Here is a 23,714-nt window from a genome sequence, read left to right as displayed (position 1 = left end):
TGCTCCCGATGCGGATTAACTGTATAAATAAACAGTGAATAACTTCGGGGGCAATAATGCGTGTTGAAGTAACCATAGACAAGACCAGGCCGCTGCCGCCGGGGGCGATAGAAGCCCTTAACGGTGAATTAAGCAAACGGATTAACCGTCAGTTCCCGGATACGGTGGTTCAGGTCAGGTATTCCGGCGCCAACGGGCTTTCCGTTCTCGGCGGCCTCAAGACAGATAAGGATCTGATCGCCGAGATTCTCCAGGAAACCTGGGAAAGCGCCGACGATTGGTTCAGTGCCGAATAATACTGCAATGCTGTTTTTGCCGGGGGTCGCTCTCCGGCTTTTTTATGCCTGTAACCCGCCAACCGGGATGAAATTAGCTGGAATAAAAACGCCATCTGATCTGTAATAAAGGATGGGTGCGGGCGCTATTACAACAGGAGGTCTCTTTCCATGGCCCTGGACAAAGAAAAATCAGAAGAAGCAATGACCTTCGGCGAACTGCTGACGGTTATCGCCGATCAAAAACGGCGCCTTAACGTGCTGGAAGTCGCCTTCTCCTATCTGGCCTTTGGGCTGGATGACAAGGCGAATCAACTGCTGATCCACAGCCTGAAGCTGGAAGCGCAAAACCAGAACCGCGATGCGGAAACGCAACAACACTTCGCCCAGCTGGCCGGCGAACTGGAAAAGCATCTTCAGCCCCCCGCCGCTTCCCCTGCGGCAGAGTAAACCGTCGTTCTACGGCTTGTCGTTCCGAGAAACGGCAAGCTGCCCCCTCTCTTTTGCTGAATTATTGCGCAAACACGTCATTATTTAACAAATTTTCATCGGAAAAGCCGCATCAGACAACCACGAAGCGTATACTATAAAGGCTCCTCATGAAGATGAGCCGCATCGATCCTCGTTAGTCACTCGCGTTAGTTACTACTCAATAAGGGGTCTTTATGGACAGAAATGATGAAGTTATTCAGACACACCCGCTTGTTGGATGGGATATCAGCACCGTTGACGTTTACGACGCCATGATGATACGCCTTCATTACCTGTCTTCGCTAGACCAAACGCCCGAGGAAGCCCAAGTAGACAGAACGCTTTGGTTAACCACAGATGTCGCCCGACAATTGATAAATATCCTAGAGGCGGGCATCGCAAAAATCGAATCGACGGAATACCAGGATCTTGATCGTAAAAAACACTGATTCATTAAGCCAAACGTCCTAAGCGCCGGTGAACATTCCCGGCGCTTTTTCTTTATCTGCCGCCGACAACGGGTGCATTGGCGCGCCCAACCTTTTATCATGCTGGGTTCAGCAAAGCGCAACAGTGAGGATAGGTTACGTGGAATATGATTTAATCGTCGTCGGCAGCGGTTCCGTTGGCACCGCCGCTGGCTACTACGCCACGCAGGCAGGGTTGAAAGTGCTGATGATCGACAGCGAAATCCCCCCGCACAGCAACGGCAGCCACCACGGCGATACGCGTATTATTCGCCATGCCTACGGCGAAGGTGAACGATATGTTCCGTTATTGCTGCGCGCGCAGGCCCTGTGGAACGGCCTGACGCGGGACTGCGGCGAGCAGCTGTTCCACGCCTGCGGCGTGCTCAACCTGGGCCCCAAAGACGCCGAGTTTATTGCCAACGCCCAACAAAGCGCGCGCACTTTCCGCCTGAACACCCAACTGCTGAGCGCCGACGACGTGCAACAGCGCTGGCCTGAATTCAACGCGCCGGCGCACTACGTCGGCGTCTTCGAGCCGGACGCCGGCTTTCTGCGCTCCGAACGGGCCATCGCGCAATATATCCGCCTGGCGCAAGAGGCCGGTTGCAGCCAGCTGTTTAACTGTCCGGTCACGGCGGTTAACGCCATTGACGGCGGCGTAGAAGTCACCACGGCGGAAGGCCGCTATCAGGCGAAAAAAGCCCTGGTCGCCGCCGGCACCTGGGTAAAAGCGCTGTTGCCGCAGCTGCCGGTCACGCCGCTGCGTAAAGTCTTTTCCTGGCACCAGGCCGACGGGCGCTACAGCGAACCCAACCGCTTCCCGGCCTTTACCGTTGAGGCGCAGGACGGCTGCCACTATTACGGCTTCCCTGCCGATAACGACGGCCTGAAAGTCGGCAAACACAACGGCGGCCAGCCGATTGAAACACCGGAGCAGCGCCGGTCCTTCGGCAGCGTTGCCAGCGACGGCAGCGAAGTGTTTAACTTCCTGCGCCAGCATCTGCCCGGCGTCGGCGTGTGCCTGCACGGCAAAGTCTGTACCTATGATATGAGTCCGGACGAGGACTTTATTATTGATACCGTTCCCGGTAGTGAGAATATGATGGTGATTACCGGGCTAAGCGGTCACGGCTTTAAGTTTGCCAGCGTACTGGGTGAAATCGCCTCGCTGTTTGCGCAGGACAAAGCCATTCCGTTCGATCTGACGCCGTTCTCGCTGCAGCGTTTTAACTAACCGTAACGCAATCGCAGCCGTTGCCCGCCTCGGCTGCGACATTCCCCCTGACGTTGGCATCCCTTCGGCATCTATCCACGGAAAAAGCTGGCGCAACAATCCAGATTTCCGAATTGATTGGCATCGGGCTCCCCCCTATTTTACCTATGCTTGGTATTATTTGCCCGATCACAAGGATGTCAGCATGAAACTACTCGTCGTGGACGAATGCGGTTATACCCGCCTCGGTATCGCCAGCTATCTGGCCGACAACGCCGCCAATACCGTAACCGGTTGTGATACGCTCAGCGCCGCGGTGCAGCACCTGTCCAGCGATAACCCCTCGCATATCCTGCTGAACCTGACCCACTACTGCCGGCCAAATCTAGACAATCCCTGGTTACAGACGCTGATCGACAGCAGTAATAACGCGGTGCTGTTTATCTACCTGGATGCTCCTTACCCTTACGGCGACCGACCGATGCGCATCGCCGATAACGCCTTCCTGTTCAATAAGGCCGCATTGCCCAAAGCGCTGCGTATCCTGCGCGATACGCCGCATTCCTTGATGGAAAACAGCCTGCATTCGCTGTTCAGCCCGCAGGAGCTGACGGTCATGAAGCACTGGATGGCGGAAGTGCCGAACTACCGCATCGCCCGTAAACTGCAGATCAGTTCGCATACCGTTTATGTGCATAAGCGGCATATCACGGAGAAGATTAACGCCCGTAACCGGCTGGAGTTTTATTCGCTGTACAACATCCTGCGATATTTTTATCCGCCCGATGCCCCCGCAGTGCGCATGGCGGGCTGAACGACAGGGTGTCAGCCGCGCCAAATGCGTTAGCGTCGCGTTATTCCGCCTGGCGTTCCGCCGCCCTTTCGTCGCGGCCATCGCCCAGAATTACCGCTATTTTCCTGCCGTTTTCACTGGCTTCCAGCGCGATGCGCGCAATGATGGTGAGCGGCACCGACAGCAGCATCCCCACCGGCCCCAGCAACCACCCCCAGAAAATCAGCGAGAGAAAGACCACCAGCGTCGACAGGCCAAGACCGCGCCCCATCACCCGCGGTTCGAGGATATTGCCAATCACCAGGTTGATCAGTACAAAGCCGCCGGCCACCACCAATGCATCGCCAAAGCCGTTAAATAACAGCGCGGTGATCAACGGTGGAACGGCGGCGATCACCGAACCGATATTGGGAATAAAATTGAGCAGGAAAGCCAGCAGCCCCCAGATAAAGGCAAAACGCACGTCGATAATCGCCAAAAAGATCCAGACAATCATGCCGGTCGCCAGGCTAATCGCCGTTTTGATCACCAGATAGTGCGTCACCCCCTGCACTGCCCGCTGCAGGTTGGCAATGCCCTGGGTCGGCCTGCTCAATACCTGGCGCAGCTTCGCTGGCAGCAGCTGCACCTCAAACAGCATAAAGACCACCGTCATCAGCAGCAGGAAAATATTGGTCATCGCGCCGGAGAGGTGGCTCAGCAGGCGCGTCACCAGATTCATCGTGGCGCTGGGATCAATATAATGCACGATCGCCTCCGCCGAGATGACGATATTGAAGCGATCCGCATAGCGCTGCAGCTCATGCATTTTTTCCGTCATCATGCCGCGATACTGCGGCAGCGAACGGGCAAACTCATTCAGCGATGCCCCCATCATGCCGATAAACATCACCAGTACGATCACCACCAGCGTCACTAACAGCATCACGCCCAGCATACGCGGCACCCGCCAGCGTTCCAGACGGGCAACCAACGGGTTTAGCACGATGGTTAAAAATACCGCCAGCAAAAACGGCACCACAATTTCCGAGGACATTTTAATCCCGGCAAGGATCACCACGATCGTCGCCAGCATAATCGCCAGCCGCAGCGGGCGATCGATGAATAGATTTCGGCTCAAGATAACATCCTTTTTTCCCGATAATAGGCAAACTAATGAAACAGTTATTTTAACAAACTCTGCCGCAGGACTGTGGGTTAATCATCAGTTTTTATAACTCATCCGCGTGGAAAATCAGCAGATGCCGGCCGGTGACGACCATCCTTTTCCGGTCAACAAGACGCATTGCCGAACGCTGGCGACCGGATTTACGCAACATGACAAAAATTGACAGTAAAATAGAAATTCGTTTTATTTCAATTTACAACGTAGGCCATGGCCGTCTTTTTCCCTTATCTCTTCAACGATTACTTTGATTAATTTTTCCGATCTTGTGCAAATCCACTGACTAATATTATTAAGTCGCAACATAGTTAAATTTATTATTGATTTTATGTTTTTTCCTGTTAATTATTGCAATCGGCAATAAGGAATTAAGGAAGTCCGATGCTTTGGAAAAATACCCCCGACCGTTTCGGTCATCTGTTTATCTTGATCCACTGGCTGGTCGCCCTTGTGGTGTACGGCATGTTTGCGCTTGGCCTATGGATGGTCACGCTGGGCTATTACGACGTGTGGTATCACCAGGCGCCGGAGATCCATAAGAGTATCGGCGTGCTGCTGTTTATCGTTATGGTGGTGCGCGTCATCTGGCGCCTGATCTCTCCGCCGCCGAAACCGCTGGCCAGCTATTCCCGCGTTACCCGCGTCGGCGCCGTGCTGGCGCACCTGGCGCTGTATGTCATTCTGTTCGCTATTCTGATCAGCGGCTATCTGATTTCTACCGCCGACGGTCAGGCGATCAGCGTGTTCGGCTGGTTCGAGGTTCCCGCCAGCGTCACCGGCATGGGCGCTCAGGCCGATACCGCCGGGACGATTCACCTTTATCTGGCCTGGAGCGTCGTCGTGCTGTCGGTACTGCACGCTTTGGCCGCACTTAAGCATCACTTTGTGGATCGTGATGTCACTTTGAAACGGATGCTGGGTCGCAGCGCCGATTAACCTACTTGGAATAATGGAGATAACCATGTTGAAAAAGACCGTATTAGGCCTGACCGCAGGCGCTCTGCTGCTGAGCGCCGGTTCCGCGCTGGCCGCCAACTACAAAATCGACAAGCAGGGGCAGCACGCCTTTATTGAGTTCCGCATCCAGCACCTTGGCTACAGCTGGCTGTACGGCAGCTTCAAGGATTTTGACGGCGGCTTTACGTTCGATGAGAAAGATCCGTCCAAGGATAAGGTCAACGTCACCATCAACACCGCCAGCGTCGACACTAACCACGCGGAGCGTGACAAGCACCTGCGCAGCGCCGAATTCCTCAACGTGGAAAAGAACAAGCAGGCGAAGTTTGAATCCACCGAAGTGAAAAAAGACGGTGACGGCTACGCCGTGGTCGGCAACCTGACGCTCAACGGCGTCACCAAGCCGGTTACGCTGGACGCCAAGCTGATTGGCCAGGGCAATGACCCATGGGGCGGCTACCGTGCCGGCTTTGAAGCCAACGGTAAAATCAAGCTGAAAGACTTCGGCATCACCACCGATCTCGGCCCGGCCTCACAAGAGGTTGAGCTGATCATCTCCGTCGAAGGCGTACGTGAGAAGTAACTAACAACAAGGGCGCGGTTCTGCCGCGCCCTTGTGTCATCATCGCCCTTCGGCAACGATTATTTATCTTCCGGATCCGGAATATGCATGGTGGTCTGCAACAGCCCTTTTGACTTGTTGAAGATCTTCACGCCGTTCTCCCGCCCGGCGCGACGCGCACGCTGCTCTTCGCGCGGCAGTTTCAGCTCTTCACGACAGATTTCGCTGCAGCAGCCTTCAAACTTGGCGGCGCAGCTCGGGCACTGGATAAACAGCAGGTGGCAGCCGTCATTCTTGCAGTTGGTATGGCTGTCGCACGGCGCGCCGCACTGGTGACAGTGGGCGATAACATCGTCCGAAATCCGCTCGCCCATCCGCTCGTCAAACACGAAGTTCTTGCCGATAAACTTCAGCGGCAGCCCCTGCTCTTTAGCACGACGGGTATATTCAATAATGCCGCCTTCCACGTGATAAATGTTTTTGAAGCCGTTATGCAGCATGTAAGCGCTGGCCTTTTCACAGCGGATGCCACCGGTGCAGTACATGACAATATTCTTGTCTTTCTGATCCTGCAGCATTTCCACCGCCATCGGCAGCTGGTCGCGGAAGGTGTCGGAAGGCACTTCAATGGCGTTTTCAAAATGCCCCACTTCGTACTCATAGTGGTTGCGCATATCGACAAACAGCGTGTTCGGATCGTCGATCATGGCATTGACCCGATCGGCCTTCAGATACTCGCCCACGTTAGAAGGATCGAAGCTGTCATCGTCGATACCGTCGGCGACAATACGCTCGCGCACCTTAAGGCGCAGCACCCAGAAGGACTTACCGTCATCTTCCAGCGCGATGTTCAAACGCACCTGATCCAGCGCCGGGTGTGAGGCAAACAGCGCCGTTTTAAACGCCTCAAAATGGCTCTGCGGCACGCTGATCTGCGCGTTGATGCCCTCTTTCGCCACATAAATACGGCCGAACACCTTCAGTTTTTCAAACTGAATATACAGGCTGTCGCGAAAGGCTTTAGGATCGTCGATGGTGAAGTATTTATAAAAAGAAACCGTGGTGCGCGGCTCGGTTTCAGCCAGCATGCGCGCCTTCAGTTCCTCATTGGAGATTCGGTTATGTAACACTGGCATGGTGTACGTTCCTGTTCTTTCTGAGGTAAATAATCGCCGCGCGCCGCCCCCGGAACGGCGCGCGGCGCACATCATACCTGAAAATATCAGGCAGCACATCATGAACTGCCCGGCCAGCCTGACGGCTGCTAAACTTGATGCAGTTCACACATCCACCTACGGATAGTGCCGGCACCCGATGCCATGTACCGCGAAAAGAGGATATCAATGAGCCAGCTATTCAAACCGATTTCCCTGGGGAAACTCACCCTGCCGAACCGCATTATTATCGCTCCGATGTGCCAGTATTCCGCCCAAGAGGGGGCGGCGACGCCTTGGCATACCATGCACCTGGGCAGCCTGGCGATGTCCGGCGCCGGCCTGCTGATTGTCGAGGCGACGGCGGTATCGCCGGAAGGACGCATCTCGCCGCAGGATCTGGGGTTGTGGGACGATACCACCGAACAGGCGCTGGCCGAGGTCGTCAATGCGGTCAGACAGCACGCCACCATGCCGCTGGGCATTCAGCTGGGCCACGCCGGGCGTAAAGCCTCCACCGCCGTTCCTTGGGAAGGCGGCGGCCAAATCCGCCAGGCAAACGGCGGCTGGCAGACGATTGCCCCCTCCGCAACGCCGTTCCATGCCGAGGATGAAGCGCCGGAGGCGATGAGCCTGGCGCAGATCGACCTGCTGAAGCAGCAGTTCGTCGAGGCGGCCAAGCGCGCCGATCGCCTGGGCTTTGAGCTGATTGAGCTGCATGGCGCCCACGGTTATCTGTTGCACCAGTTCCTGTCGCCGCTGGCCAATCAGCGTAATGACCAATATGGCGGCTCGCTGCAAAACCGTATGCGGCTGCTGCTGGAAATTTTCAGCGAGGTACGCGCAGTCTTCCCGGCGCACAAAGCCGTCGGCGTACGCATCTCCGCCAGCGACTGGGTGCAGGATGGCTGGGATGAACAGCAATCGGTGGCGCTGACCAAGGCACTGAAAGAGTTGGGCTGTGACTATATTCACGTCTCCAGCGGCGGTCTGTCGCCGCAGCAGCAAATCCCCGTCGGCCCGAACTATCAGGTGCCCTTCGCCGAGACCATCAAACGCGAAGTCGGCCTGCCGACCATCGCCGTCGGCCTGATCACCGAACCGGAACAGGCTGAAGCGATCGTCTCCACCGGCCAGGCCGATATGGTGGGGCTGGCGCGCGGCATTCTGTATAACCCGCGCTGGCCATGGCACGCCGCGGCCAAGCTGGGCGCAAAAGCCAGCGCGCCGCCGCAGTACTGGCGTTCTGAGCCTCATGTCCTGAAAGGGCTGTTCAACAGCTAAACGCCCGGCGCCGGGCTGACTGCAACAACATGCTTCCCGGGTCATTCAACCGAATGACCCGCCTTCTCTTCTCCCTCACGCCGGAAAAAATCCGCCGCTGAGCGCACCATAACCTAATTGAGGATTTTCCTGTCACGCCAGAAAATGCCACAATAACCGTCATTACCGGCAGAAAATGATACGCGTGCACAGCGTCCATTAGGGCAACGGACCATGCTAATTCGCTGTTATTAAACCAATAATTACCAAAAAGCTGAGAATACATGACACAACTTCCTTCTTTTAATCGTTCCCTGCTGCATCCGCGTTATTGGCTGACCTGGTTCGGTATTGGTCTGTTATACCTGCTGGTATTGCTGCCTTACCCCGTCATTTACCGCCTTGGCACCTCGCTGGGCCGTTTCTCCATGCGTTTTCTGAAACGCCGCGTGGCTATTGCGCAGCGCAATCTAACGCTGTGTTTCCCGGATATGCCGCAGGCGGAACGCGATGCGCTGGTGGTGAAGAATTTCGAGTCGGTCGGCATGGGCCTGTTTGAAACCGGCATGGCCTGGTTCTGGCCGGACTGGCGTATCAAACGCTGGTGCCGCCCTGAGGGGCTGGAGCACATTCAGCAGGCGCGGGACAACCAGCAGGGGGTTTTGCTGATCGGTCTGCATTTCTTAACGCTGGAGCTGGGCGCGCGCATTTTCGGCATCTACAACCCCGGCATCGGCGTTTATCGTCCGCATGACAACAAGCTGCTGGACTGGCTGCAGACCTGGGGAAGGATGCGCTCGAATAAATCGATGCTGGACCGCAAAGATATCAAGGGCATGATCCGCGCGCTCAAACAGGGCGATATCATCTGGTATGCGCCGGACCACGACTACGGCCCGCGCAGCAGCGTCTTCGCCCCGCTGTTCGCCGTAGAGCAGGCCGCCACCACCACCGGCAGCTATATGCTGGCGCGGATGGGCAAACCGGCGATTATCCCCTTCGCCCCGCGCCGCCTGCCGGACGGCCAGGGTTATGAATTACTGATTCAGCCGGCGGTGGAAGACTTCCCGCTGGACAGCGAACTGAGCGCCGCCACCCGGATGAACCAGGTGGTGGAGCACGGCATTCTGCTGGCGCCGGACCAGTATATGTGGCTGCACCGCCGCTTTAAAACCCGTCCGGAAGGCGAACCTTCACTGTATTAAATGCTACCCGCCTGACGGCGGGTTTTTTATGTCTGATGACTTGAGCTACGGCTCAAACAGTGTGAAGGTAACGGTTACCAACGAACGCTAACCATGGAGCGCAGCATGTACATTGTCAGTCTGACCTACCACCGCCCGATTGAAGAGGTCGACAACCATCTTGAGGAGCATATTGCCTGGCTGAAGAAATATTTTGCCCAGGGCGATTTTATCGCCGCCGGACGTAAAAATCCGCGCAACGGCGGCGTGATCCTCGCCAAACAGATGCCGCGTCCGCAGTTGGACGCCATTCTGGCGCAGGACCCGTTCACCGCCGTAGCTAACTACGAGGTGACCGAGCTGGCGGTGACCGCCGCCGGCGAAGATTTCAGCAACCTGCTCAACCAGTAATGCCCCCGTCCCGCGCCGCCCGGTGCGGGACTATCGTCGCTTTCGCTTTTTGAAACTTTATTTTAATTTTTGCCAATCCGCCCTGAACGCATTTGAAGTCCGCGCATCGAAGGCGCATACTGAGCAGGCTAACTTTTTGCCTTGGCCGCTGCGCCATCGCCAGGCTCTTCTTCTGCTGTTACGGTAACCCATGGCCCCGGTATCAGAACCCATAAACTGGAAACGCAACCTCTTTGTCGCCTGGCTCGGCTGCTTTCTTACCGGCGCCGCCTTCAGCCTGGTTATGCCCTTTCTACCGCTCTACGTCGAGCTGCTTGGCGTCTCCGGGCATGAGGCGCTAAACCTGTGGTCCGGGCTGGTGTTCAGCATTACCTTCCTGTTTTCTGCCGTGGCCTCCCCCTTCTGGGGCGGGCTGGCCGACCGGCGCGGACGCAAGCTGATGTTGCTGCGTTCTGCGCTGGGCATGGCGATTGTGATGGTGCTGATGGGCATGGCGCAAAATATCTGGCAGTTCCTGGCCCTGCGCGCGCTGCTCGGCCTGCTCGGCGGCTTTATTCCCAATGCCAACGCGTTGATCGCCACCCAGGTGCCGCGCAACCGCAGCGGCTGGGCGTTGGGCACCCTGTCAACCGGCGGCGTCAGCGGCGCGCTGATCGGCCCGCTGATCGGCGGCCTGCTGGCCGACCAGTACGGGCTGCGCCCGGTGTTCTACATCACCGCCGCCGTGCTGTTTGTCTGCTTTATGCTGACGCTGTTTTTCGTCAGGGAGCAGTTCACCCCGGTGCAGCGGAAAGATATGCTGCACGCCCGCCAGGTGTTCGCCTCGCTGAAAAACCCCAGACTGATTCTGGCGCTGTTTGTCACCACCATGATTATTCAGATCGCCACTGGCTCGATTGCGCCGATTCTGACGCTGTACGTGCGTGATTTGGCCGGCGATATCCATAACCTGGCGTTTGTCAGCGGGCTGATCGCCTCCGTACCGGGCGTCGCCGCGCTGATCAGCGCGCCGCGCCTGGGGAAACTGGGCGACCGCATCGGGCCGGAGCGCGTTCTCGTCTGCATGCTGCTGTTCTCCGTACTGCTGCTGATCCCGATGGCCTTTGTGCAGACGCCGTGGCAGCTGGCGGTGCTGCGTTTCCTGCTGGGCGCCGCCGACGGCGCGCTGCTGCCCGCGGTGCAGACGCTACTCATCTATAACAGCAGCAACCAGGTGGCCGGACGCATCTTCAGCTATAACCAATCCTTCCGCGACGTCGGCAACGTCACCGGCCCGCTGCTCGGTGCGGCGGTCTCGGCCAACTACGGTTTCCGCGCGGTATTTGGCGTAACGGCGCTGGTAGTGATGTTTAACGCGCTCTATTCATGGCGCTGTCTGCAGCGCCGTCCTAAACCGCCGCGGGAAAAGCAGCTGCAGGAAGAGCCTTAATTTCCCCGCCCTGCGCGATTTTTTCCCGTTAGCCGCCATTTCCCCCACTTTTGTTATGCGCTGTGTTTCGCCGCCGCGCACCATAGCAAATACGCCAAAAACACCCTATCTTATTGTTTATAGTCAACAATTAAAATCCCAGCGCCATAAAGACGCTGTCAATCATATTTCGCGTTTTTCCAACATAAAAACTAAAAAAGTAGATGTTTGTCGACTTTTCATCTAATAAATGGGATATAGGTACTAGACAAAACCAACGGCCGATTATCAAATGGCTAAATAATATCACGCTGAGTGCCTGCACCCGGCTAAGTGAAGAAAGGTTCGCGATGCTTTCCACGGCATACGGGCGTTGCGACCGCGGTTTTGTCCGGTAATCCGCTTTTACGGGATTATCACGCTTAACAACATATACATACCACACAATAAGCCGATGCAATCGGCAGACTTCATTGGGAATACGTTATGCAATCCTCTAGTAATAACCAAGAAAGCCGGACCTTTTTCGGCCACCCTTATCCGCTCGGCTCACTGTTCTTCACCGAAATGTGGGAGCGCTTCTCGTTTTATGGCATTCGTCCGCTGCTGATCCTGTTTATGGCCGCCACGGTTTATGAGGGCGGGATGGGGCTGGCGCGCGAGAATGCGTCGGCTATCGTCGGCATCTTTGCCGGCAGCATGTATCTGGCCGCCCTGCCCGGCGGCTGGCTGGCCGACCACTGGCTGGGGCAGCGTAAAGCCGTCTGGTACGGTTCGATTCTGATCGCCCTCGGCCACCTGTCGATCGCTCTGTCCGCCATCATGGGCAACCCGCTGTTCTTTATCGGCCTGATGCTGATCGTGCTGGGCTCCGGGCTGTTCAAAACCTGTATCTCGGTGATGGTCGGTACGCTGTACAAGAAAGGCGATACCCGCCGCGACGGCGGTTTCTCGCTGTTCTATATGGGCATCAATATGGGCTCATTTATCGCACCGCTGATTTCCGGCTGGTTGATCAAATCTCACGGCTGGCACTGGGGCTTTGGCATCGGCGGTATCGGTATGCTGGTGGCGCTGCTGATCTTCCGCATCTTCGCCGTACCGTCAATGAAACGCTACGACAAGGAGGTGGGCCTGGACTCCACCTGGAACAGCCCCGTTGTGAAGAAAAACGGCGTCGGCGCCTGGCTGGGCGCCATCGCGCTGGTTATCGTGGCGCTGACCGTGCTGATCGCCAACGGGACGATCGTGATTAATCCGGTGGCCGTCGCCAGTATGCTGGTTTATGTTATCGCCGCCTCGGTAACGCTCTATTTTATCTATCTGTTCGCCTTCGCCGGTTTAAACCGCAAAGAGCGCGCCCGCCTGCTGGTATGCTTTATTCTGCTAATTTCCGCCGCCTTTTTCTGGTCGGCCTTCGAGCAGAAGCCAACCTCATTCAACCTGTTCGCCAATGACTACACCAACCGTATGATCGGCGGCTTTGAAATTCCGGCGGTCTGGTTCCAGTCCGTCAATGCGCTGTTTATTATCCTGCTGGCGCCGGTATTCAGCTGGCTGTGGCCGGCTCTGGCGCGCAAGCAGGTGCAGCTGAGCAGCATCACGAAATTTGTGATTGGCATTCTGTTTGCCGCCGCCGGTTTCGGACTGATGATGATGGCCGCCCAGCACGTGCTGAACAACGACGGCGCCGGCGTATCACCGCTGTGGCTGGTTGCCAGTATTCTGATGCTGACGCTGGGAGAGCTGTGCCTGAGCCCTATCGGGCTGGCGACCATGACGCTGCTGGCGCCGGAAAGAATGCGCGGGCAGATGATGGGGCTGTGGTTCTGCGCCAGCGCGCTCGGCAACCTGGCGGCCGGCCTGATCGGCGGCCACGTGAAGGCGGATCAGCTGGACTCGCTGCCGGAGCTGTTTGCCCGCTGTTCCATCGCGCTGCTGATTTGCGCCGCGGTGCTGACCCTGCTGATTGTGCCGATTCGCCGCATGCTGGCCAATACCAAGACCCAAACCAGCACGGAGCAGACACCGGCCACCAGCGTCTGAACGACCTGAGCTGTCACACCAACCGGCGCACTCCGCGCCGGTTTTTTTATGCCTGCCACTGCTGCCGCTGCAGCACAACGTGATAACCATCCGGATCGGCAAAAGTCTGGCCGTTGACATCCCAGTACGGATTGTAGGCGGCCACCCGTTGAAAGCCCGCAGTCAGCATCTGACGGCACTGGGCCTGCCACTCCGCCTCATCCGGCAGGTAAAACACCAGCAGGTTATCCCGGCTTGGCGCATGCCCCGCCGTTGCGCCGCGATGGTGGGTAAATTCCAGATGATAAGCATGATGCGGATGTCCCAGCATTACGCCGTCAAATCCCTGATGATCGTAAAACTCGCCCAATCGGCTAAAGCCCAGACCATCGCAATACATGGCCGCAATGACCTGTAACCGATCGGTCGGCCGTGCAATGCGCAGCACGGCATTTTTTGGCAGCATGGCGCCTCCTCCTCATTATCCGTTGTCGGCCTAATTATCCTCAGCAAGAATAGTTAACAGACGGCATTGATTCAGAGAGTTGCGTGCTGTTTGCCAGCAACGAGCGGCACCAATCCCGGACAAAAAATACCGCCGTCAGCGACGGCGGTATCCGGTCTTATCACACGTCCGGCGGATTAAAACAGTCCCTGCGCCTTATCGGAGTAGCTGACCAACAGACACTTGGTTTGCTGGTAGTGCTCCAGCATCATTTTATGCGTCTCACGGCCGATGCCCGACAGCTTATAACCGCCAAAGGCGGCATGGGCCGGATAGGCGTGGTAACAGTTGGTCCAGACCCGGCCGGCCTGAATGCCGCGGCCCATTTTATAGGCCAGCGAGCCGTTGCGGCTCCAGACGCCGGCGCCCAGGCCAAACGGCGTATCGTTGGCAATGGCCAGCGCTTCGTCCGCATCTTTGAAGGTAGTTACCGCCAGCACCGGGCCAAAGATCTCTTCCTGGAAGACGCGCATATGATTGCGCCCGAACAACACCGTCGGCTCCAGGTAGTAGCCGTTGCTCAGCTCACCGCCCAGATCGACGCGGTTGCCGCCAATCAGCACCTCCGCGCCCTCGCGCTTACCGATTTCAATGTAGTCCATGATGGTTTGCAGCTGGTCAGCAGAAACCTGCGCCCCCATCTGCGTCGCCATATCCAGCGGGCTGCCGCGCCGGATCTTCGCCACGCGCTCCAGCGCCCTGTCGATAAAGCGCTCGTAAATGGATTCCTGAATCAGCGCGCGACTCGGGCAGGTACAGACCTGCCCCTGATTAAAGGCGAACAGGGCAAACCCTTCCAGCGCCTTATCAAAGAAGGCGTCATCTTTATCCATCACGTCGGCAAAGAAGATATTGGGCGACTTGCCGCCCAGCTCCAGCGTCACCGGAATCACGTTCTGCGCGGCATAGCTCATAATCTGCTGCCCCACTTCCGTCGAACCGGTGAACGCCACCTTGGCGATCCGCGGCGAAGTGGCCAGGTATTCGCCAATCTTGGCCCCGGAGCCGTTGACCACGTTCACCACCCCCGGCGGCAGAATATCCTGGATAATCTCCATCAGCACCAGCACGGACAGCGGCGTCAGCTTGGCCGGTTTCAATACCACGCAGTTGCCCGCCGCCAGCGCCGGCGCCAGTTTCCAACAGGCCATCAGCAGCGGGAAGTTCCACGGAATAATCTGTCCGACCACGCCCAGCGGCTCATGGTAATGGTAGGCGACCAGCTCCGATTCAATATCGCTGATGCTCCCTTCCTGGGCGCGGATACAGGCGGCAAAATAACGGAAGTGATCCAGCGCCAGCGGCACGTCGGCCCCTTGGGTCTCACGCAGCGCCTTGCCGTTATCCCAGCTTTCCGCCGCGGCCAGCAGCGGCAGGTTAGCCTCCATCCGGTCGGCGATGGCGTTAAGCAACGCCGCACGCTGCGCCACCGAGGTTTTCGCCCAGCCTGTTTTTGCCTGATGCGCGGCATCCAGCGCCAGATCCACATCCCGCGTATCCGAACTCGCCACCTCGCACAGCGGCCGTCCGGTGACCGGCGTCAGGTTGGTAAAATACTCGCCGCCGCTGGGCGCCACCCACTGGCCGCCGATAAAGTTGTCATAGCGTTTTTTCAGCTCAAAACCGGGCGTGATGTTATTTTTTGTCATCCATTTTATCCTCTTTGTGGTTATCATTATCCAAATAGCCAGAGCCGGGCGAAATCCCGGAACGTTTATTCCTTGGCATTAACAAAAAACAGGAAAGCCGGCGCTATTGTTACCAGACTAATATGCTCAGGTAAATAAATACGGGCCAGAAAGGCATTTATCTGGAAAATCTCACCATTTACCCGCTAAACAGCGCGAACCATTAAGATAATTCTATTTATTGGTTTAATTTAATTAAGAATCATCATGTTAATGCGCCGCGTTTAATTGTGTTATATCACTGCGCATTCAAAGAACTAATGATTAATTCTCAACGGCGCGTTATTTCGGCCATCGTCAGCCTGATTCCGCTGCGATATGGCGCCGTCACCGGCAGCGTAAAAATAATGCATAAAAAATTTGCATCCTGCGCGGCGGCGACAACAATTAATTTTGACGTTTGTCATCCTGCTTCAGGGTATTCCTGCCCTGAAGCCCGCCGTTCCACCGCACTGTGACCGGAGATGATTATGGACCTGTATGACACACTGGAAGAAGCGATTGAAGCAGCGCGCGAAGCCTTTATCGAGTCCGCCGAGGAGGACGATAGCGAACCGCCGGCGCCGCAACAGTTCAATTTGCAAAAATACGTGATGCTGGATGGTGATATCCTATGGCAGGCGGAGTTCTTTGCCGAAGAAGGCGAGTCGGTAGAGTGTCTGACGCTGCGCAGCGGCGCCGCCGCCCAGGCGATTTTTGCCGGCGACTATGACGAGATAGAGATCCGCGAAGAGTGGCTGGACGAAAATACCCTGTATGAATGGGATGAAGACGATTTCCAGCTGGAACCGCCGCTGGATACCGAAGAAGGCAAAACCGCGGCCGACGAATGGGATGATGACCGTTAGATACCCTCAGCGGCCGCGACAAAATGGAAGGAGCGACCATGATCATCAGGCCGGCGCAGTCCGCCGATTACCCCGCTATTCTGGCGCTGCAGGCGCAAAACGTGCCGGAGCACCTCAGCGCCGAACAGCGGCGGCAAGGATTTATCGTCTCGACAATGGATGAGGCCCAGCTGGCGCGTATCAATGCGGCGCTCGGGATTCTGGTGGCGGAAGCGGAAGGAGAGCTGGCCGGCTTTGTCTGCCTGACGCAGGCCAACGTACAGCCTCGCCCTGAGGTGGTTGACGCCATGCTGGCGACGCTGGAGCCGCTGCGCTTTGACGGCCGGCCGATTAATCAGCAGCGCTACTTTCTCTACGGCCCGGTCTGCCTGGCCCAACGCTGGCGCGGTAAAGGGGTGCTGAAACAGCTGTTCGCGGCGGTCAAGGCGCATACGCGCGCATCGTACGATCTGGGGATTCTCTTTATTGACGACGCTAACCCGCACTCGCTCGCCGCCCATCAGCAAGGGCTGGGCATGACGACGGTGACAACGTTTAGCTGCCGGGGCAAGCGCTATTACCTGCTGGCGTTCGCCACCCGCAACGCCGGCTACTCATAAGGCCCGTGCCGCGCATCAAACGGCAGCATAAAGGTATCCACCACCATCGACAGCGGCACGTCAATCACCGTCAGATAGCGCCAGGGCGTGTCACGCAGGTCCCACTGTACGCCCGGATAATATTGATGGCCATGGCCGGCGCCGGGCACTGTCCGGCTGATAATACTGCCGCAGCCGGACAGCGTCATAACGCCCAGCGTTAACAGCGCCGCCCGCAGCAAGAAACCTGTTTTCACTCTCTTAACCTATCTGTCGCCGGATAATACCGACGCGCAGTGTAACATGACGCCCGGCGTACGGAATGTCAGCATAGTGTAAGGGGCAATAAAAAAGGACGCGTAACAACGCGTCCTTTCGTCAGGTAGGCAAACCAACGCTTAGCGCTGGCCGGCCGGGTGAGCCTGCGCATTATGCGGCAGCTGCTGATAATGCGCCCGCCAGCCTTCACCTTCCGGCTGCTGCCAGACGCGCTGATGCAGACGGGACAGCGCCACCGGATCGCTGAGCAGCTCAAGGCGCTTCAGTTTTTCCAGTTTTTCCGGGCCGACCTGCATCGCCTCGTTGACCCGCTCTTCACGCGCGCGCTCAATTGCCGCGCGCAGATGGTGACGCGCCGTCGCCATCGCCGTCGCCAGCGCGTTGAAGGACGGATTCACCACCGCATGCATAAAGCCGTTACGCAGCGCACGGTTGCGGTTCTGCTGCAGGTACTCTTCGGTCGCCACCAGCACTTTCGGCGGCGAATACTCTTCCGGGATCAGGAACAGCTTGGCGCGCTTGCTTTTCAGGCCGAGCGTCGCGCGGCTGGAGAGCACCGACACGAACGGCGACAGAATCAGCGAGAACACGATCGGCGCCAGCCACCACAGGAAGCGCAGGTCCAGCCACGCCATGCCGCCGGCCCATACCAGCCCCAGCAGCATTTGCGAGCCGTGACGTTTGAACGCTTCGCCCCACGGCGTATCGTCGTCGTCACGCTGCGGCGAATTCCACACCACTTCCCAGCCGAGGAACGCGCTGACCACAAACACGGTATGGAACAGCATGCGCACCGGCGCCAGCAGCACCGAGAACAGCATTTCCATCAGCATCGAGATCAGCAGGCGGAACGCGCCGCCGTACTCCTTCGCGCCTTTCGCCCAGATCAGGATCACGCTGAGCAGCTTCGGCAAGAACAGCAGCACCAGCGTGGTGGAGAACAGCGCTATCGCCAACTCCGGACGCCACTGCGGCCATACCGGGAACAGCTGCCTCGGCTGCAGGAAGTACTGCGGCTCCATCAGCGTATGCACCACCTGCAGCGCCGTCGACAGGGCCAGGAACATAAACCACAGCGGTGCGGACAGGTAGGACATCACACCGGTCAGGAACACCGCGCGGTGCACCGGGTGCATGCCCTTCACCAGGAACAGGCGGAAGTTCATCAGGTTGCCGTGACACCAGCGGCGGTCGCGCTTCAGCTCATCCAGCAGGTTCGGCGGCAGCTCTTCATAACTGCCCGGCAGGTCGTAGGCGATCCACACGCCCCAGCCGGCACGGCGCATCAGCGCAGCTTCGACGAAGTCATGGGACAGGATCGACCCGGCGAACGAGCCTTCACCCGGCAGCGGCGCCAGCGCGCAGTGCTCGATAAACGGCTTGACGCGGATGATCGCATTGTGACCCCAGTAGTGGGATTCGCCCAGCTGCCAGAAGTGCAGACCGGCGGTAAACAGCGGCCCGTAGACGCGCGTCGCAAACTGCTGAACGCGCGCATACAGCGTATCCATCCCGGAGGCCTTCGGCGCCGACTGAATGATACCGGCGTTCGGGTTGGCCTCCATCAGGCGCACCAGCCCGGTGAGACACTCGCCGCTCATCACGCTGTCCGCGTCCAGAATCACCATATAGCTGTAGTCACCGCCCCAGCGACGGCAGAAATCATCGATATTGCCGCTTTTACGCTTCACGCGGCGGCGACGACGACGGTAGAAAATACGTCCGTGGCCGTCCACGTCGCGGCACAGTTCCATCCAGGCTTTCTGTTCCGCTACGCAGATATCGGGATCGTAGCTGTCGCTCAATACGTAAATATCGAAGTGATCCAGCTGCCCGGTCGCCTTGACCGACTCATAAGTCGCGCGCAGGCCGGCGAAAACGCGTTCAACGTCTTCATTACAGATCGGCATAATCAGCGCGGTGCGGTGCGCCGGATTGATCGGCTCATCCCCCTTGATGGTGGAGGAGATACTGTATTTATCCTTGCCGATCAGCAGCTGCAGGAAGCCCATCAGCGCCGTCCAGAAGCCCGCCGATACCCAGCAGAACAAAATGGCGAACAGAATCAGGATGCCGGTTTGCAGCACGTATGGCAGCAGTTGCAGCACCGACTGCATCAGGTCCTGGTCGAGCATGGCGATAGGATCGATCAGCGCCCAGCCCTGATACGGCAGGATGGTTTTCATATACCAGGTGGCGATGCCGGTCTGCACCAGCATCAGCACCAGCAAGACATAGCGACGCATCGAGCCTGCGAGACGCCAGCGGTTTTCCGCATCGGCCTCTTCTTTGCTGGCGTGGCGATTGTGCGGCGAGCGGCCGAGCAGCGAGTCCCAAAAGCGCGCCACCGGGTTGGTGCGCCAGGCTTCGGGGAACATGCTGGTGCGTTTGATCGGCGGCGTTGCTTTCAGAATCGCGCGCCCTTCCGCATCGGTATCAAAGTTTTCGTCGTCAACCGCGTCCGGCCAGGCGTTTTCAATGCGGCTTTTCACCGAGGCCAGCGCGATATCGTCTTCCGACAGCGTGGCGACGTTGGCGTCTTCAGCACCCATCTGGCGGTGCAGCGCTTGCAAAGACTGGCCGCCATCGGCGGCCAGTTGCTGATTGAGCGCCTCCGACCGCTCAGCGGTCAGAGGCATTGCCGCAAGATAATCCTGGGCAGTTTGAGTAGACTTATTCATTGGCAGGTAGCTGATAGCTCCAGGTTTCCGACAGGGTCTTATCACCATTAACCAGTGCTGCACGCATTTCTACAGGTTTCTTGTCGTCTTTCACTTTCACACGCAGCGTCAGACGCCAGCCTTTAGTCACTGGGTTATAGCGAACGTTGTTTTCCACCATTTCGCCGTTATCACCGACGCTGACCTGTGAAGCCACCGGCGCCTTCTCATCCAGGCCTTTCAGGACCGGACCGACGAAGTCCACCAGGAAAGCAACGCTGCCGTCCGGCTCACGAATCAGGTTGGACTGCTTCACATCGCCGGTGGAGCGCATGGTCTGGCTCACATAGGCAATATCCTGTGAATGCAGCTTGTCCTCATCACGGGTGAAGTGCAGACGATAATTCAGCGCCAGCGGCGTTTTGGCATCCGGCAGTACGTCCGGCGTCCAGAACGCAACGATATTGTCGTTGGTTTCATCGGCGGTCGGGATCTCCACCAGCTCAACCTTACCTTTGCCCCAGTCGCCGCGCGGTTCGATCCAGCCGCTCGGACGCTGATCGTAACGATCGTCCAGATCTTCATAATCCTTGAAGTTACGACCGCGTTGCAGCAGGCCAAACCCTTTCGGATGTTCAACGGTATAGGTGCTGACGGACAGGTGCTTCGGATTGTTCAGCGGACGCCAGATCCATTCGCCGTTGCCGGCGTGGATGGACAGACCGTTGGAATCATGCAGCGCCGGACGGTAGTTCATCGTCGGCGACGGCTGGTTCGGCCCGAACAGGAACATGCTGGTTAACGGTGCAATGCCCAGTTTGCCCACTTTGTCACGCAGGAACACCTTGGACTGTACGTCCACGACGGTGTCGCGGCCCGGATAGACCACAAAACGGTAGGCGCCGGTGGCGCGCGGCGAATCCAGCAGCGTGTAAATCACCAGGTGTTTGTCGCCCGGCTTAGGCCGTTCGATCCAGTATTCGCGGAAGCGCGGGAACTCTTCACCGGAAGGCAGCGCGGTGTCGATCGCCAGGCCGCGTGCAGACAGACCATACACCTGATCTTTACCCACCACGCGGAAATAGCTGGCGCCCAGCATGCTCATGATTTCGTCGTTCTTATCCGCACGATTGATCGGATACAGCACTTTGAAACCGGCAAAGCCCAGATTTTTCACCGACTCAGGATCGTGTTTCACCGAGCCGAAGTTGAAGTAATCGGGACTATATTTGATCTGTTTGACCGTGGTCGCGGTGACTTCGTTGATTTTCACCGGCGTGTCGAAGTACATGCCCTGATGATAAAACTCAAGCTTGAACGGGGTTTTCAGCTTGTTCCAATAGGCTTTATCGTGATTGAACTGGATCTGCTGGTAGTCCGCAAACTTCATGTCGCGGAACTGAGAAGGAAGGTTGCTCTTCGGCGCTTCAAAACGCTTGCCCGCCAAATCCTGCGCCTGTTTGGCGACATCATCGAGCGTAAAGGCCCACGCCTGCGAGCTGAACAGCGTGAACAACACAGTGGCACCTAACCAACGAACGCTCACGGCGCGTGGCTGTCTGGATAAAATATTAACTGGCACATCCCCCCCTATTCGTGTGCTCAAATCATTTAAAATCCATATTAATGGATTATTCAGCTATCCGACAACATGATAAATGATTGGTTCATGTTTCCGGCTCAGAGTTTAGGCAGCTGACGAAGCCCAGCGTAGCAAGCCCGCGCGCAAGACGCTATGGAAAATTACGGGGTGATATAGTAGGGTCTGAAATGAGATTTAACCCATGCTTGATTAATAAGCAGGTTAAAGAAGCCTCAATAAAAACTATCTGCGGTATCTTATGACTAACGGAAACAACCAGCGCGAGTTTTTCCTGGATTCTATCCGGGCATATTTAATGTTGCTCGGCATCCCTTTTCATCTTTCTCTGATTTACTCCAGCCATACCTGGTCAGTCAATAGCCTTGCGCCGTCGTTTTCACTGACGGTGCTGAACGATGTCATTCATGCATTTCGCATGCAGGTGTTCTTCATCATCTCCGGCTACTTCTCCTTTATGCTTTACCAGCGTTATGAACGTAAACGCTGGCTCAAGGTGCGGTTGGAGCGGGTGGCAATCCCGCTGTTAAGCTCCATCCCCCTCATTACCCTGCCGCAGTTTTTCCTGCTGAAATACGCGACGCATAAACTGGACGGCTGGGACGGATTTGACCTTTATCAGAAAATTAACGTTGCCGTTTGGGAGTTGGTGTCCCATTTATGGTTTTTATTAACGCTGTCGCTGCTCACCTGCGCCGGTTTTTACCTGTTCAGAAAAATTAAGGCGATAAAAACGCCGATTGCGCCGTTCCCAATAAATAGCATGAATAGTTTAGGAAAGATCTCACTGTGCTTTCTTATTTATGGGGTAGCCTATTCGGTGGCACACCGTATTATTTTAATTACCGCACCGCAGCTGCTCGGTAATGGGCTATTCAATTTTGTGGTGATGGAAACGCTGTTCTACCTGCCGTTCTTTCTCCTTGGCGCCTACGCCTTCAAATACGCCTGGCTAAAAGCGATTTTCCTGACTCCCTCGCCCAAGGCGGCGCTGGGCGCGCTGCTGCTGTTCATCGCCTATATGCTGAACCAGAAGCTGCTGGCCCATAACGACCTGATGTTTGAGGTGGAAGTCCTTATCAAGATCGTATTGGGCATCCTGATGACCAACGTGGTGTTTTCATGCGGCCACCGGCTGCTCAACTACCATTCGCCACGCATCACCTATCTGGTGAACGCCTCATTATTTATCTATCTGGTGCACCACCCGCTGACGCTGCTATACGGCGCCTTTGTCACGCCCTATATCAGCAATAATATTGTGGGATTTGCCGTTGGCCTGGTATTTGTCTTTGGGCTGGCCTTTATATTGTATGAAGCGCACAAGCGTGTACCGCTGCTGCGTTTTCTGTTTTCCGGCAAGCCTCAGAAGTAAACCGGGGCACGTTTTCAAGAATCATCTCATTATTCCAACAAAAACATGGGGTTTATTACCCCATGTTCTTCCCGGCCTAATCACACACTCCCCAAATTCGTTAAACGGCATATAATTTACTTTCGCAGCTATCGTCGCCCGAAGAGCACGCATTGCTCGCTGGCCGGATAATAATTGCGGCACAGTAAACGTGTGAACGGCGGACGTCGCCGCGCAGTAATGGAAATCCACATCCCTGCCTCACGGTAGCGATTGGGCTCACTGAACCCTAAGGGAAGGCGCTGTCGCCGCAGACGGCGCCAGCAGCATCTCCCTTCCGTCACGACAGAGAGGATTTTTCAATGACCGACCAAAACACCCCTGCTCAGGATGCAGAACCGGCCAATGCCACATTACTTAAAATTCTGGGCAGGTTGCTCTCCGCGCTGGATGCCTCAATCAGCGGCAAGGATCGCAGCATACTGGTGCACGACCTGTCTCACTTCAATCTTGATGGCATTTCCGAAGCGGAAAGGAAGCTGGCGGCGGAGTTAATCAAACGCGCCCTGCAATCCCTCGACCATTAATGCAGCACTAGCCACCAACCATTAAACCTGACTCAGGTTTAATGGTTCGGTCGTCACAGCATGGTTTGTTAGCAGCCTAGCTTTCCAATCATCTGATATATTTATATAAAAGGCCGAATAACCACAATTTTGACGCATTACGCCGGCTTTTACTAAAAAAAAGCAATAATACGCAGACAGCCGTCAATCAACCTTAGCGTTTTACCCTGAAAACAGGCTATCATTAAGCTGCCGCACGCAGCCGCGTACCGCCATACCCCGCCA

At 56.6% G+C, this 23,714-nt stretch carries 24 protein-coding genes; 17 read left to right on the top strand and 7 right to left on the bottom strand.

Annotated elements, in window-relative coordinates; translation table 11 throughout:
* The first annotated feature begins 56 nt into the window (after positions 1-56).
* From dinI to I6G83_RS16050, 5 genes are all read left to right on the top strand, one after another.
* Positions 57-296, top strand: a complete 240-nt coding sequence (dinI, locus tag I6G83_RS16070) for a DNA damage-inducible protein I (RefSeq protein WP_015671940.1) — start codon at positions 57-59, stop codon at positions 294-296.
* 150 nt (positions 297-446) lie between these two features.
* On the top strand, positions 447-725 hold the full coding sequence (locus I6G83_RS16065; protein ID WP_015671939.1) for a hypothetical protein: 279 nt from the start codon (positions 447-449) through the stop codon (positions 723-725).
* Positions 726-940: 215 nt separating this feature from the next.
* Positions 941-1,195 (top strand): biofilm formation regulator BssS, encoded by a 255-nt coding sequence (gene bssS, locus I6G83_RS16060; RefSeq protein WP_015671938.1) that lies wholly within the window; start codon positions 941-943, stop codon positions 1,193-1,195.
* Between the two features lie 139 nt (positions 1,196-1,334).
* Complete coding sequence (solA, locus tag I6G83_RS16055; RefSeq protein ID WP_054305529.1) at positions 1,335-2,450, top strand: N-methyl-L-tryptophan oxidase; 1,116 nt, start codon at positions 1,335-1,337, stop codon at positions 2,448-2,450.
* A 184-nt stretch (positions 2,451-2,634) separates the two neighbouring features.
* On the top strand, positions 2,635-3,243 hold the full coding sequence (locus I6G83_RS16050) for a LuxR C-terminal-related transcriptional regulator (protein WP_054305530.1): 609 nt from the start codon (positions 2,635-2,637) through the stop codon (positions 3,241-3,243).
* Between the two features lie 40 nt (positions 3,244-3,283).
* Here I6G83_RS16050 and I6G83_RS16045 read toward each other — a convergent pair whose 3' ends face one another.
* Positions 3,284-4,297, bottom strand: a complete 1,014-nt coding sequence (locus I6G83_RS16045; RefSeq protein WP_232238972.1) for an AI-2E family transporter — start codon at positions 4,295-4,297, stop codon at positions 3,284-3,286.
* Positions 4,298-4,768: 471 nt separating this feature from the next.
* Here I6G83_RS16045 and I6G83_RS16040 point away from each other — a divergent pair, with 471 nt between their 5' ends.
* Together I6G83_RS16040 and I6G83_RS16035 are read left to right on the top strand one after the other, a co-directional pair.
* Positions 4,769-5,323 carry a cytochrome b gene (locus I6G83_RS16040; RefSeq protein ID WP_015671934.1) on the top strand — a complete coding sequence of 185 codons (555 nt, stop codon included), beginning with the start codon at positions 4,769-4,771 and terminating at the stop codon, positions 5,321-5,323.
* 25 nt (positions 5,324-5,348) lie between these two features.
* Complete coding sequence (locus tag I6G83_RS16035) at positions 5,349-5,927, top strand: YceI family protein (RefSeq protein ID WP_015671933.1); 579 nt, start codon at positions 5,349-5,351, stop codon at positions 5,925-5,927.
* A 59-nt stretch (positions 5,928-5,986) separates the two neighbouring features.
* On the opposite strand, the gene trhO is transcribed toward I6G83_RS16035, so the two are convergent.
* On the bottom strand, positions 5,987-7,042 hold the full coding sequence (gene trhO, locus I6G83_RS16030; RefSeq protein ID WP_015671932.1) for an oxygen-dependent tRNA uridine(34) hydroxylase TrhO: 1,056 nt from the start codon (positions 7,040-7,042) through the stop codon (positions 5,987-5,989).
* A gap of 207 nt (positions 7,043-7,249) precedes the next feature.
* Between trhO and I6G83_RS16025 the strand changes: the two genes are divergently transcribed.
* The 5 genes from I6G83_RS16025 to I6G83_RS16005 all read left to right on the top strand — a co-directional run bounded on the left by I6G83_RS16025 (position 7,250) and on the right by I6G83_RS16005 (position 13,372).
* On the top strand, positions 7,250-8,344 hold the full coding sequence (locus I6G83_RS16025; RefSeq protein WP_054305531.1) for an NADH:flavin oxidoreductase/NADH oxidase: 1,095 nt from the start codon (positions 7,250-7,252) through the stop codon (positions 8,342-8,344).
* Between the two features lie 263 nt (positions 8,345-8,607).
* Positions 8,608-9,528: a Kdo(2)-lipid IV(A) acyltransferase gene (locus tag I6G83_RS16020; RefSeq protein ID WP_054305532.1), complete on the top strand. Its 921-nt coding sequence runs from the start codon at positions 8,608-8,610 to the stop codon at positions 9,526-9,528.
* Positions 9,529-9,633: 105 nt separating this feature from the next.
* Positions 9,634-9,918, top strand: coding sequence for a YciI family protein (locus I6G83_RS16015; protein WP_054305533.1), 285 nt, complete (start codon positions 9,634-9,636; stop codon positions 9,916-9,918).
* A 190-nt stretch (positions 9,919-10,108) separates the two neighbouring features.
* Positions 10,109-11,347, top strand: a complete 1,239-nt coding sequence (gene mdtG / locus I6G83_RS16010; RefSeq protein WP_054305534.1) for a multidrug efflux MFS transporter MdtG — start codon at positions 10,109-10,111, stop codon at positions 11,345-11,347.
* A gap of 465 nt (positions 11,348-11,812) precedes the next feature.
* Positions 11,813-13,372: a peptide MFS transporter gene (locus tag I6G83_RS16005; RefSeq protein ID WP_054305535.1), complete on the top strand. Its 1,560-nt coding sequence runs from the start codon at positions 11,813-11,815 to the stop codon at positions 13,370-13,372.
* Positions 13,373-13,418: 46 nt separating this feature from the next.
* Here the strand turns inward: I6G83_RS16005 and I6G83_RS16000 are convergent, their stop codons facing one another.
* Positions 13,419-13,817: a VOC family protein gene (locus I6G83_RS16000; RefSeq protein WP_054305536.1), complete on the bottom strand. Its 399-nt coding sequence runs from the start codon at positions 13,815-13,817 to the stop codon at positions 13,419-13,421.
* A gap of 176 nt (positions 13,818-13,993) precedes the next feature.
* Positions 13,994-15,532, bottom strand: coding sequence for an aldehyde dehydrogenase family protein (locus I6G83_RS15995; RefSeq protein WP_138111436.1), 1,539 nt, complete (start codon positions 15,530-15,532; stop codon positions 13,994-13,996).
* Positions 15,533-15,804: 272 nt separating this feature from the next.
* Here I6G83_RS15995 and I6G83_RS15990 point away from each other — a divergent pair, with 272 nt between their 5' ends.
* Genes I6G83_RS15990 through I6G83_RS15980 form a run of 3 tightly spaced genes read left to right on the top strand, consistent with a single transcriptional unit; the run spans position 15,805 to position 16,991 of the window.
* A complete protein-coding gene (locus I6G83_RS15990) occupies positions 15,805-16,002 on the top strand; it encodes a hypothetical protein (RefSeq protein ID WP_128144564.1) in 198 nt (65 codons plus the stop codon).
* A 12-nt stretch (positions 16,003-16,014) separates the two neighbouring features.
* Positions 16,015-16,392: a MysB family protein gene (locus I6G83_RS15985; RefSeq protein ID WP_054305541.1), complete on the top strand. Its 378-nt coding sequence runs from the start codon at positions 16,015-16,017 to the stop codon at positions 16,390-16,392.
* A 38-nt stretch (positions 16,393-16,430) separates the two neighbouring features.
* Complete coding sequence (locus I6G83_RS15980; RefSeq protein WP_054305538.1) at positions 16,431-16,991, top strand: GNAT family N-acetyltransferase; 561 nt, start codon at positions 16,431-16,433, stop codon at positions 16,989-16,991.
* Here I6G83_RS15980 and I6G83_RS15975 read toward each other — a convergent pair.
* From I6G83_RS15975 to I6G83_RS15965, 3 genes are all read right to left on the bottom strand, one after another.
* Entirely contained in the window at positions 16,982-17,179 is a 198-nt protein-coding gene (locus I6G83_RS15975; RefSeq protein ID WP_051032622.1) for a YceK/YidQ family lipoprotein, read from the bottom strand. The genes I6G83_RS15980 and I6G83_RS15975 overlap by 10 nt on opposite strands.
* A 189-nt stretch (positions 17,180-17,368) precedes the next feature.
* Positions 17,369-19,930, bottom strand: coding sequence for a glucans biosynthesis glucosyltransferase MdoH (gene mdoH, locus I6G83_RS15970; protein ID WP_054307406.1), 2,562 nt, complete (start codon positions 19,928-19,930; stop codon positions 17,369-17,371).
* Complete coding sequence (locus tag I6G83_RS15965) at positions 19,923-21,491, bottom strand: glucan biosynthesis protein G (protein WP_174545391.1); 1,569 nt, start codon at positions 21,489-21,491, stop codon at positions 19,923-19,925. Before I6G83_RS15965 ends, mdoH begins: the two co-directional genes overlap by 8 nt.
* Before the next feature lie 259 nt (positions 21,492-21,750).
* Here I6G83_RS15965 and mdoC point away from each other — a divergent pair, with 259 nt between their 5' ends.
* Together mdoC and I6G83_RS15955 are read left to right on the top strand one after the other, a co-directional pair.
* Positions 21,751-22,884 (top strand): glucans biosynthesis protein MdoC, encoded by a 1,134-nt coding sequence (mdoC, locus tag I6G83_RS15960; protein WP_054307404.1) that lies wholly within the window; start codon positions 21,751-21,753, stop codon positions 22,882-22,884.
* A gap of 341 nt (positions 22,885-23,225) precedes the next feature.
* Positions 23,226-23,450 (top strand): hypothetical protein, encoded by a 225-nt coding sequence (locus I6G83_RS15955; RefSeq protein ID WP_054307403.1) that lies wholly within the window; start codon positions 23,226-23,228, stop codon positions 23,448-23,450.
* Positions 23,451-23,714: the final 264 nt, after the last annotated feature.

The sequence above is a fragment of the Serratia rubidaea genome (genome assembly GCF_016026735.1).
Lineage (GTDB): Bacteria > Pseudomonadota > Gammaproteobacteria > Enterobacterales > Enterobacteriaceae > Serratia_B > Serratia_B rubidaea.
Note: the sequence above shows the minus strand (reverse complement) of the source record. Positions and strands in the feature narration are given on the sequence as shown.

What these genes read in the sequence shown, in the direction of transcription:
- dinI (WP_015671940.1), top strand. Translation starts at nt 57, where the DNA reads ATGCGTGTTGAAGTAACCATAGACAAGACCAGGCCGCTGCCGCCGGGG.
- I6G83_RS16065 (WP_015671939.1), top strand. Translation starts at nt 447, where the DNA reads ATGGCCCTGGACAAAGAAAAATCAGAAGAAGCAATGACCTTCGGCGAA.
- bssS (WP_015671938.1), top strand. Translation starts at nt 941, where the DNA reads ATGGACAGAAATGATGAAGTTATTCAGACACACCCGCTTGTTGGATGG.
- I6G83_RS16050 (WP_054305530.1), top strand. Translation starts at nt 2,635, where the DNA reads ATGAAACTACTCGTCGTGGACGAATGCGGTTATACCCGCCTCGGTATC.
- I6G83_RS16045 (WP_232238972.1), bottom strand. Translation starts at nt 4,297, where the DNA reads ATGCTGGCGACGATCGTGGTGATCCTTGCCGGGATTAAAATGTCCTCG.
- I6G83_RS16040 (WP_015671934.1), top strand. Translation starts at nt 4,769, where the DNA reads ATGCTTTGGAAAAATACCCCCGACCGTTTCGGTCATCTGTTTATCTTG.
- I6G83_RS16035 (WP_015671933.1), top strand. Translation starts at nt 5,349, where the DNA reads ATGTTGAAAAAGACCGTATTAGGCCTGACCGCAGGCGCTCTGCTGCTG.
- trhO (WP_015671932.1), bottom strand. Translation starts at nt 7,042, where the DNA reads ATGCCAGTGTTACATAACCGAATCTCCAATGAGGAACTGAAGGCGCGC.
- I6G83_RS16025 (WP_054305531.1), top strand. Translation starts at nt 7,250, where the DNA reads ATGAGCCAGCTATTCAAACCGATTTCCCTGGGGAAACTCACCCTGCCG.
- I6G83_RS16020 (WP_054305532.1), top strand. Translation starts at nt 8,608, where the DNA reads ATGACACAACTTCCTTCTTTTAATCGTTCCCTGCTGCATCCGCGTTAT.
- I6G83_RS16015 (WP_054305533.1), top strand. Translation starts at nt 9,634, where the DNA reads ATGTACATTGTCAGTCTGACCTACCACCGCCCGATTGAAGAGGTCGAC.
- mdtG (WP_054305534.1), top strand. Translation starts at nt 10,109, where the DNA reads ATGGCCCCGGTATCAGAACCCATAAACTGGAAACGCAACCTCTTTGTC.
- I6G83_RS16005 (WP_054305535.1), top strand. Translation starts at nt 11,813, where the DNA reads ATGCAATCCTCTAGTAATAACCAAGAAAGCCGGACCTTTTTCGGCCAC.
- I6G83_RS16000 (WP_054305536.1), bottom strand. Translation starts at nt 13,817, where the DNA reads ATGCTGCCAAAAAATGCCGTGCTGCGCATTGCACGGCCGACCGATCGG.
- I6G83_RS15995 (WP_138111436.1), bottom strand. Translation starts at nt 15,532, where the DNA reads ATGATAACCACAAAGAGGATAAAATGGATGACAAAAAATAACATCACG.
- I6G83_RS15990 (WP_128144564.1), top strand. Translation starts at nt 15,805, where the DNA reads ATGATTAATTCTCAACGGCGCGTTATTTCGGCCATCGTCAGCCTGATT.
- I6G83_RS15985 (WP_054305541.1), top strand. Translation starts at nt 16,015, where the DNA reads ATGGACCTGTATGACACACTGGAAGAAGCGATTGAAGCAGCGCGCGAA.
- I6G83_RS15980 (WP_054305538.1), top strand. Translation starts at nt 16,431, where the DNA reads ATGATCATCAGGCCGGCGCAGTCCGCCGATTACCCCGCTATTCTGGCG.
- I6G83_RS15975 (WP_051032622.1), bottom strand. Translation starts at nt 17,179, where the DNA reads ATGACGCTGTCCGGCTGCGGCAGTATTATCAGCCGGACAGTGCCCGGC.
- mdoH (WP_054307406.1), bottom strand. Translation starts at nt 19,930, where the DNA reads ATGAATAAGTCTACTCAAACTGCCCAGGATTATCTTGCGGCAATGCCT.
- mdoC (WP_054307404.1), top strand. Translation starts at nt 21,751, where the DNA reads ATGACTAACGGAAACAACCAGCGCGAGTTTTTCCTGGATTCTATCCGG.
- I6G83_RS15955 (WP_054307403.1), top strand. Translation starts at nt 23,226, where the DNA reads ATGACCGACCAAAACACCCCTGCTCAGGATGCAGAACCGGCCAATGCC.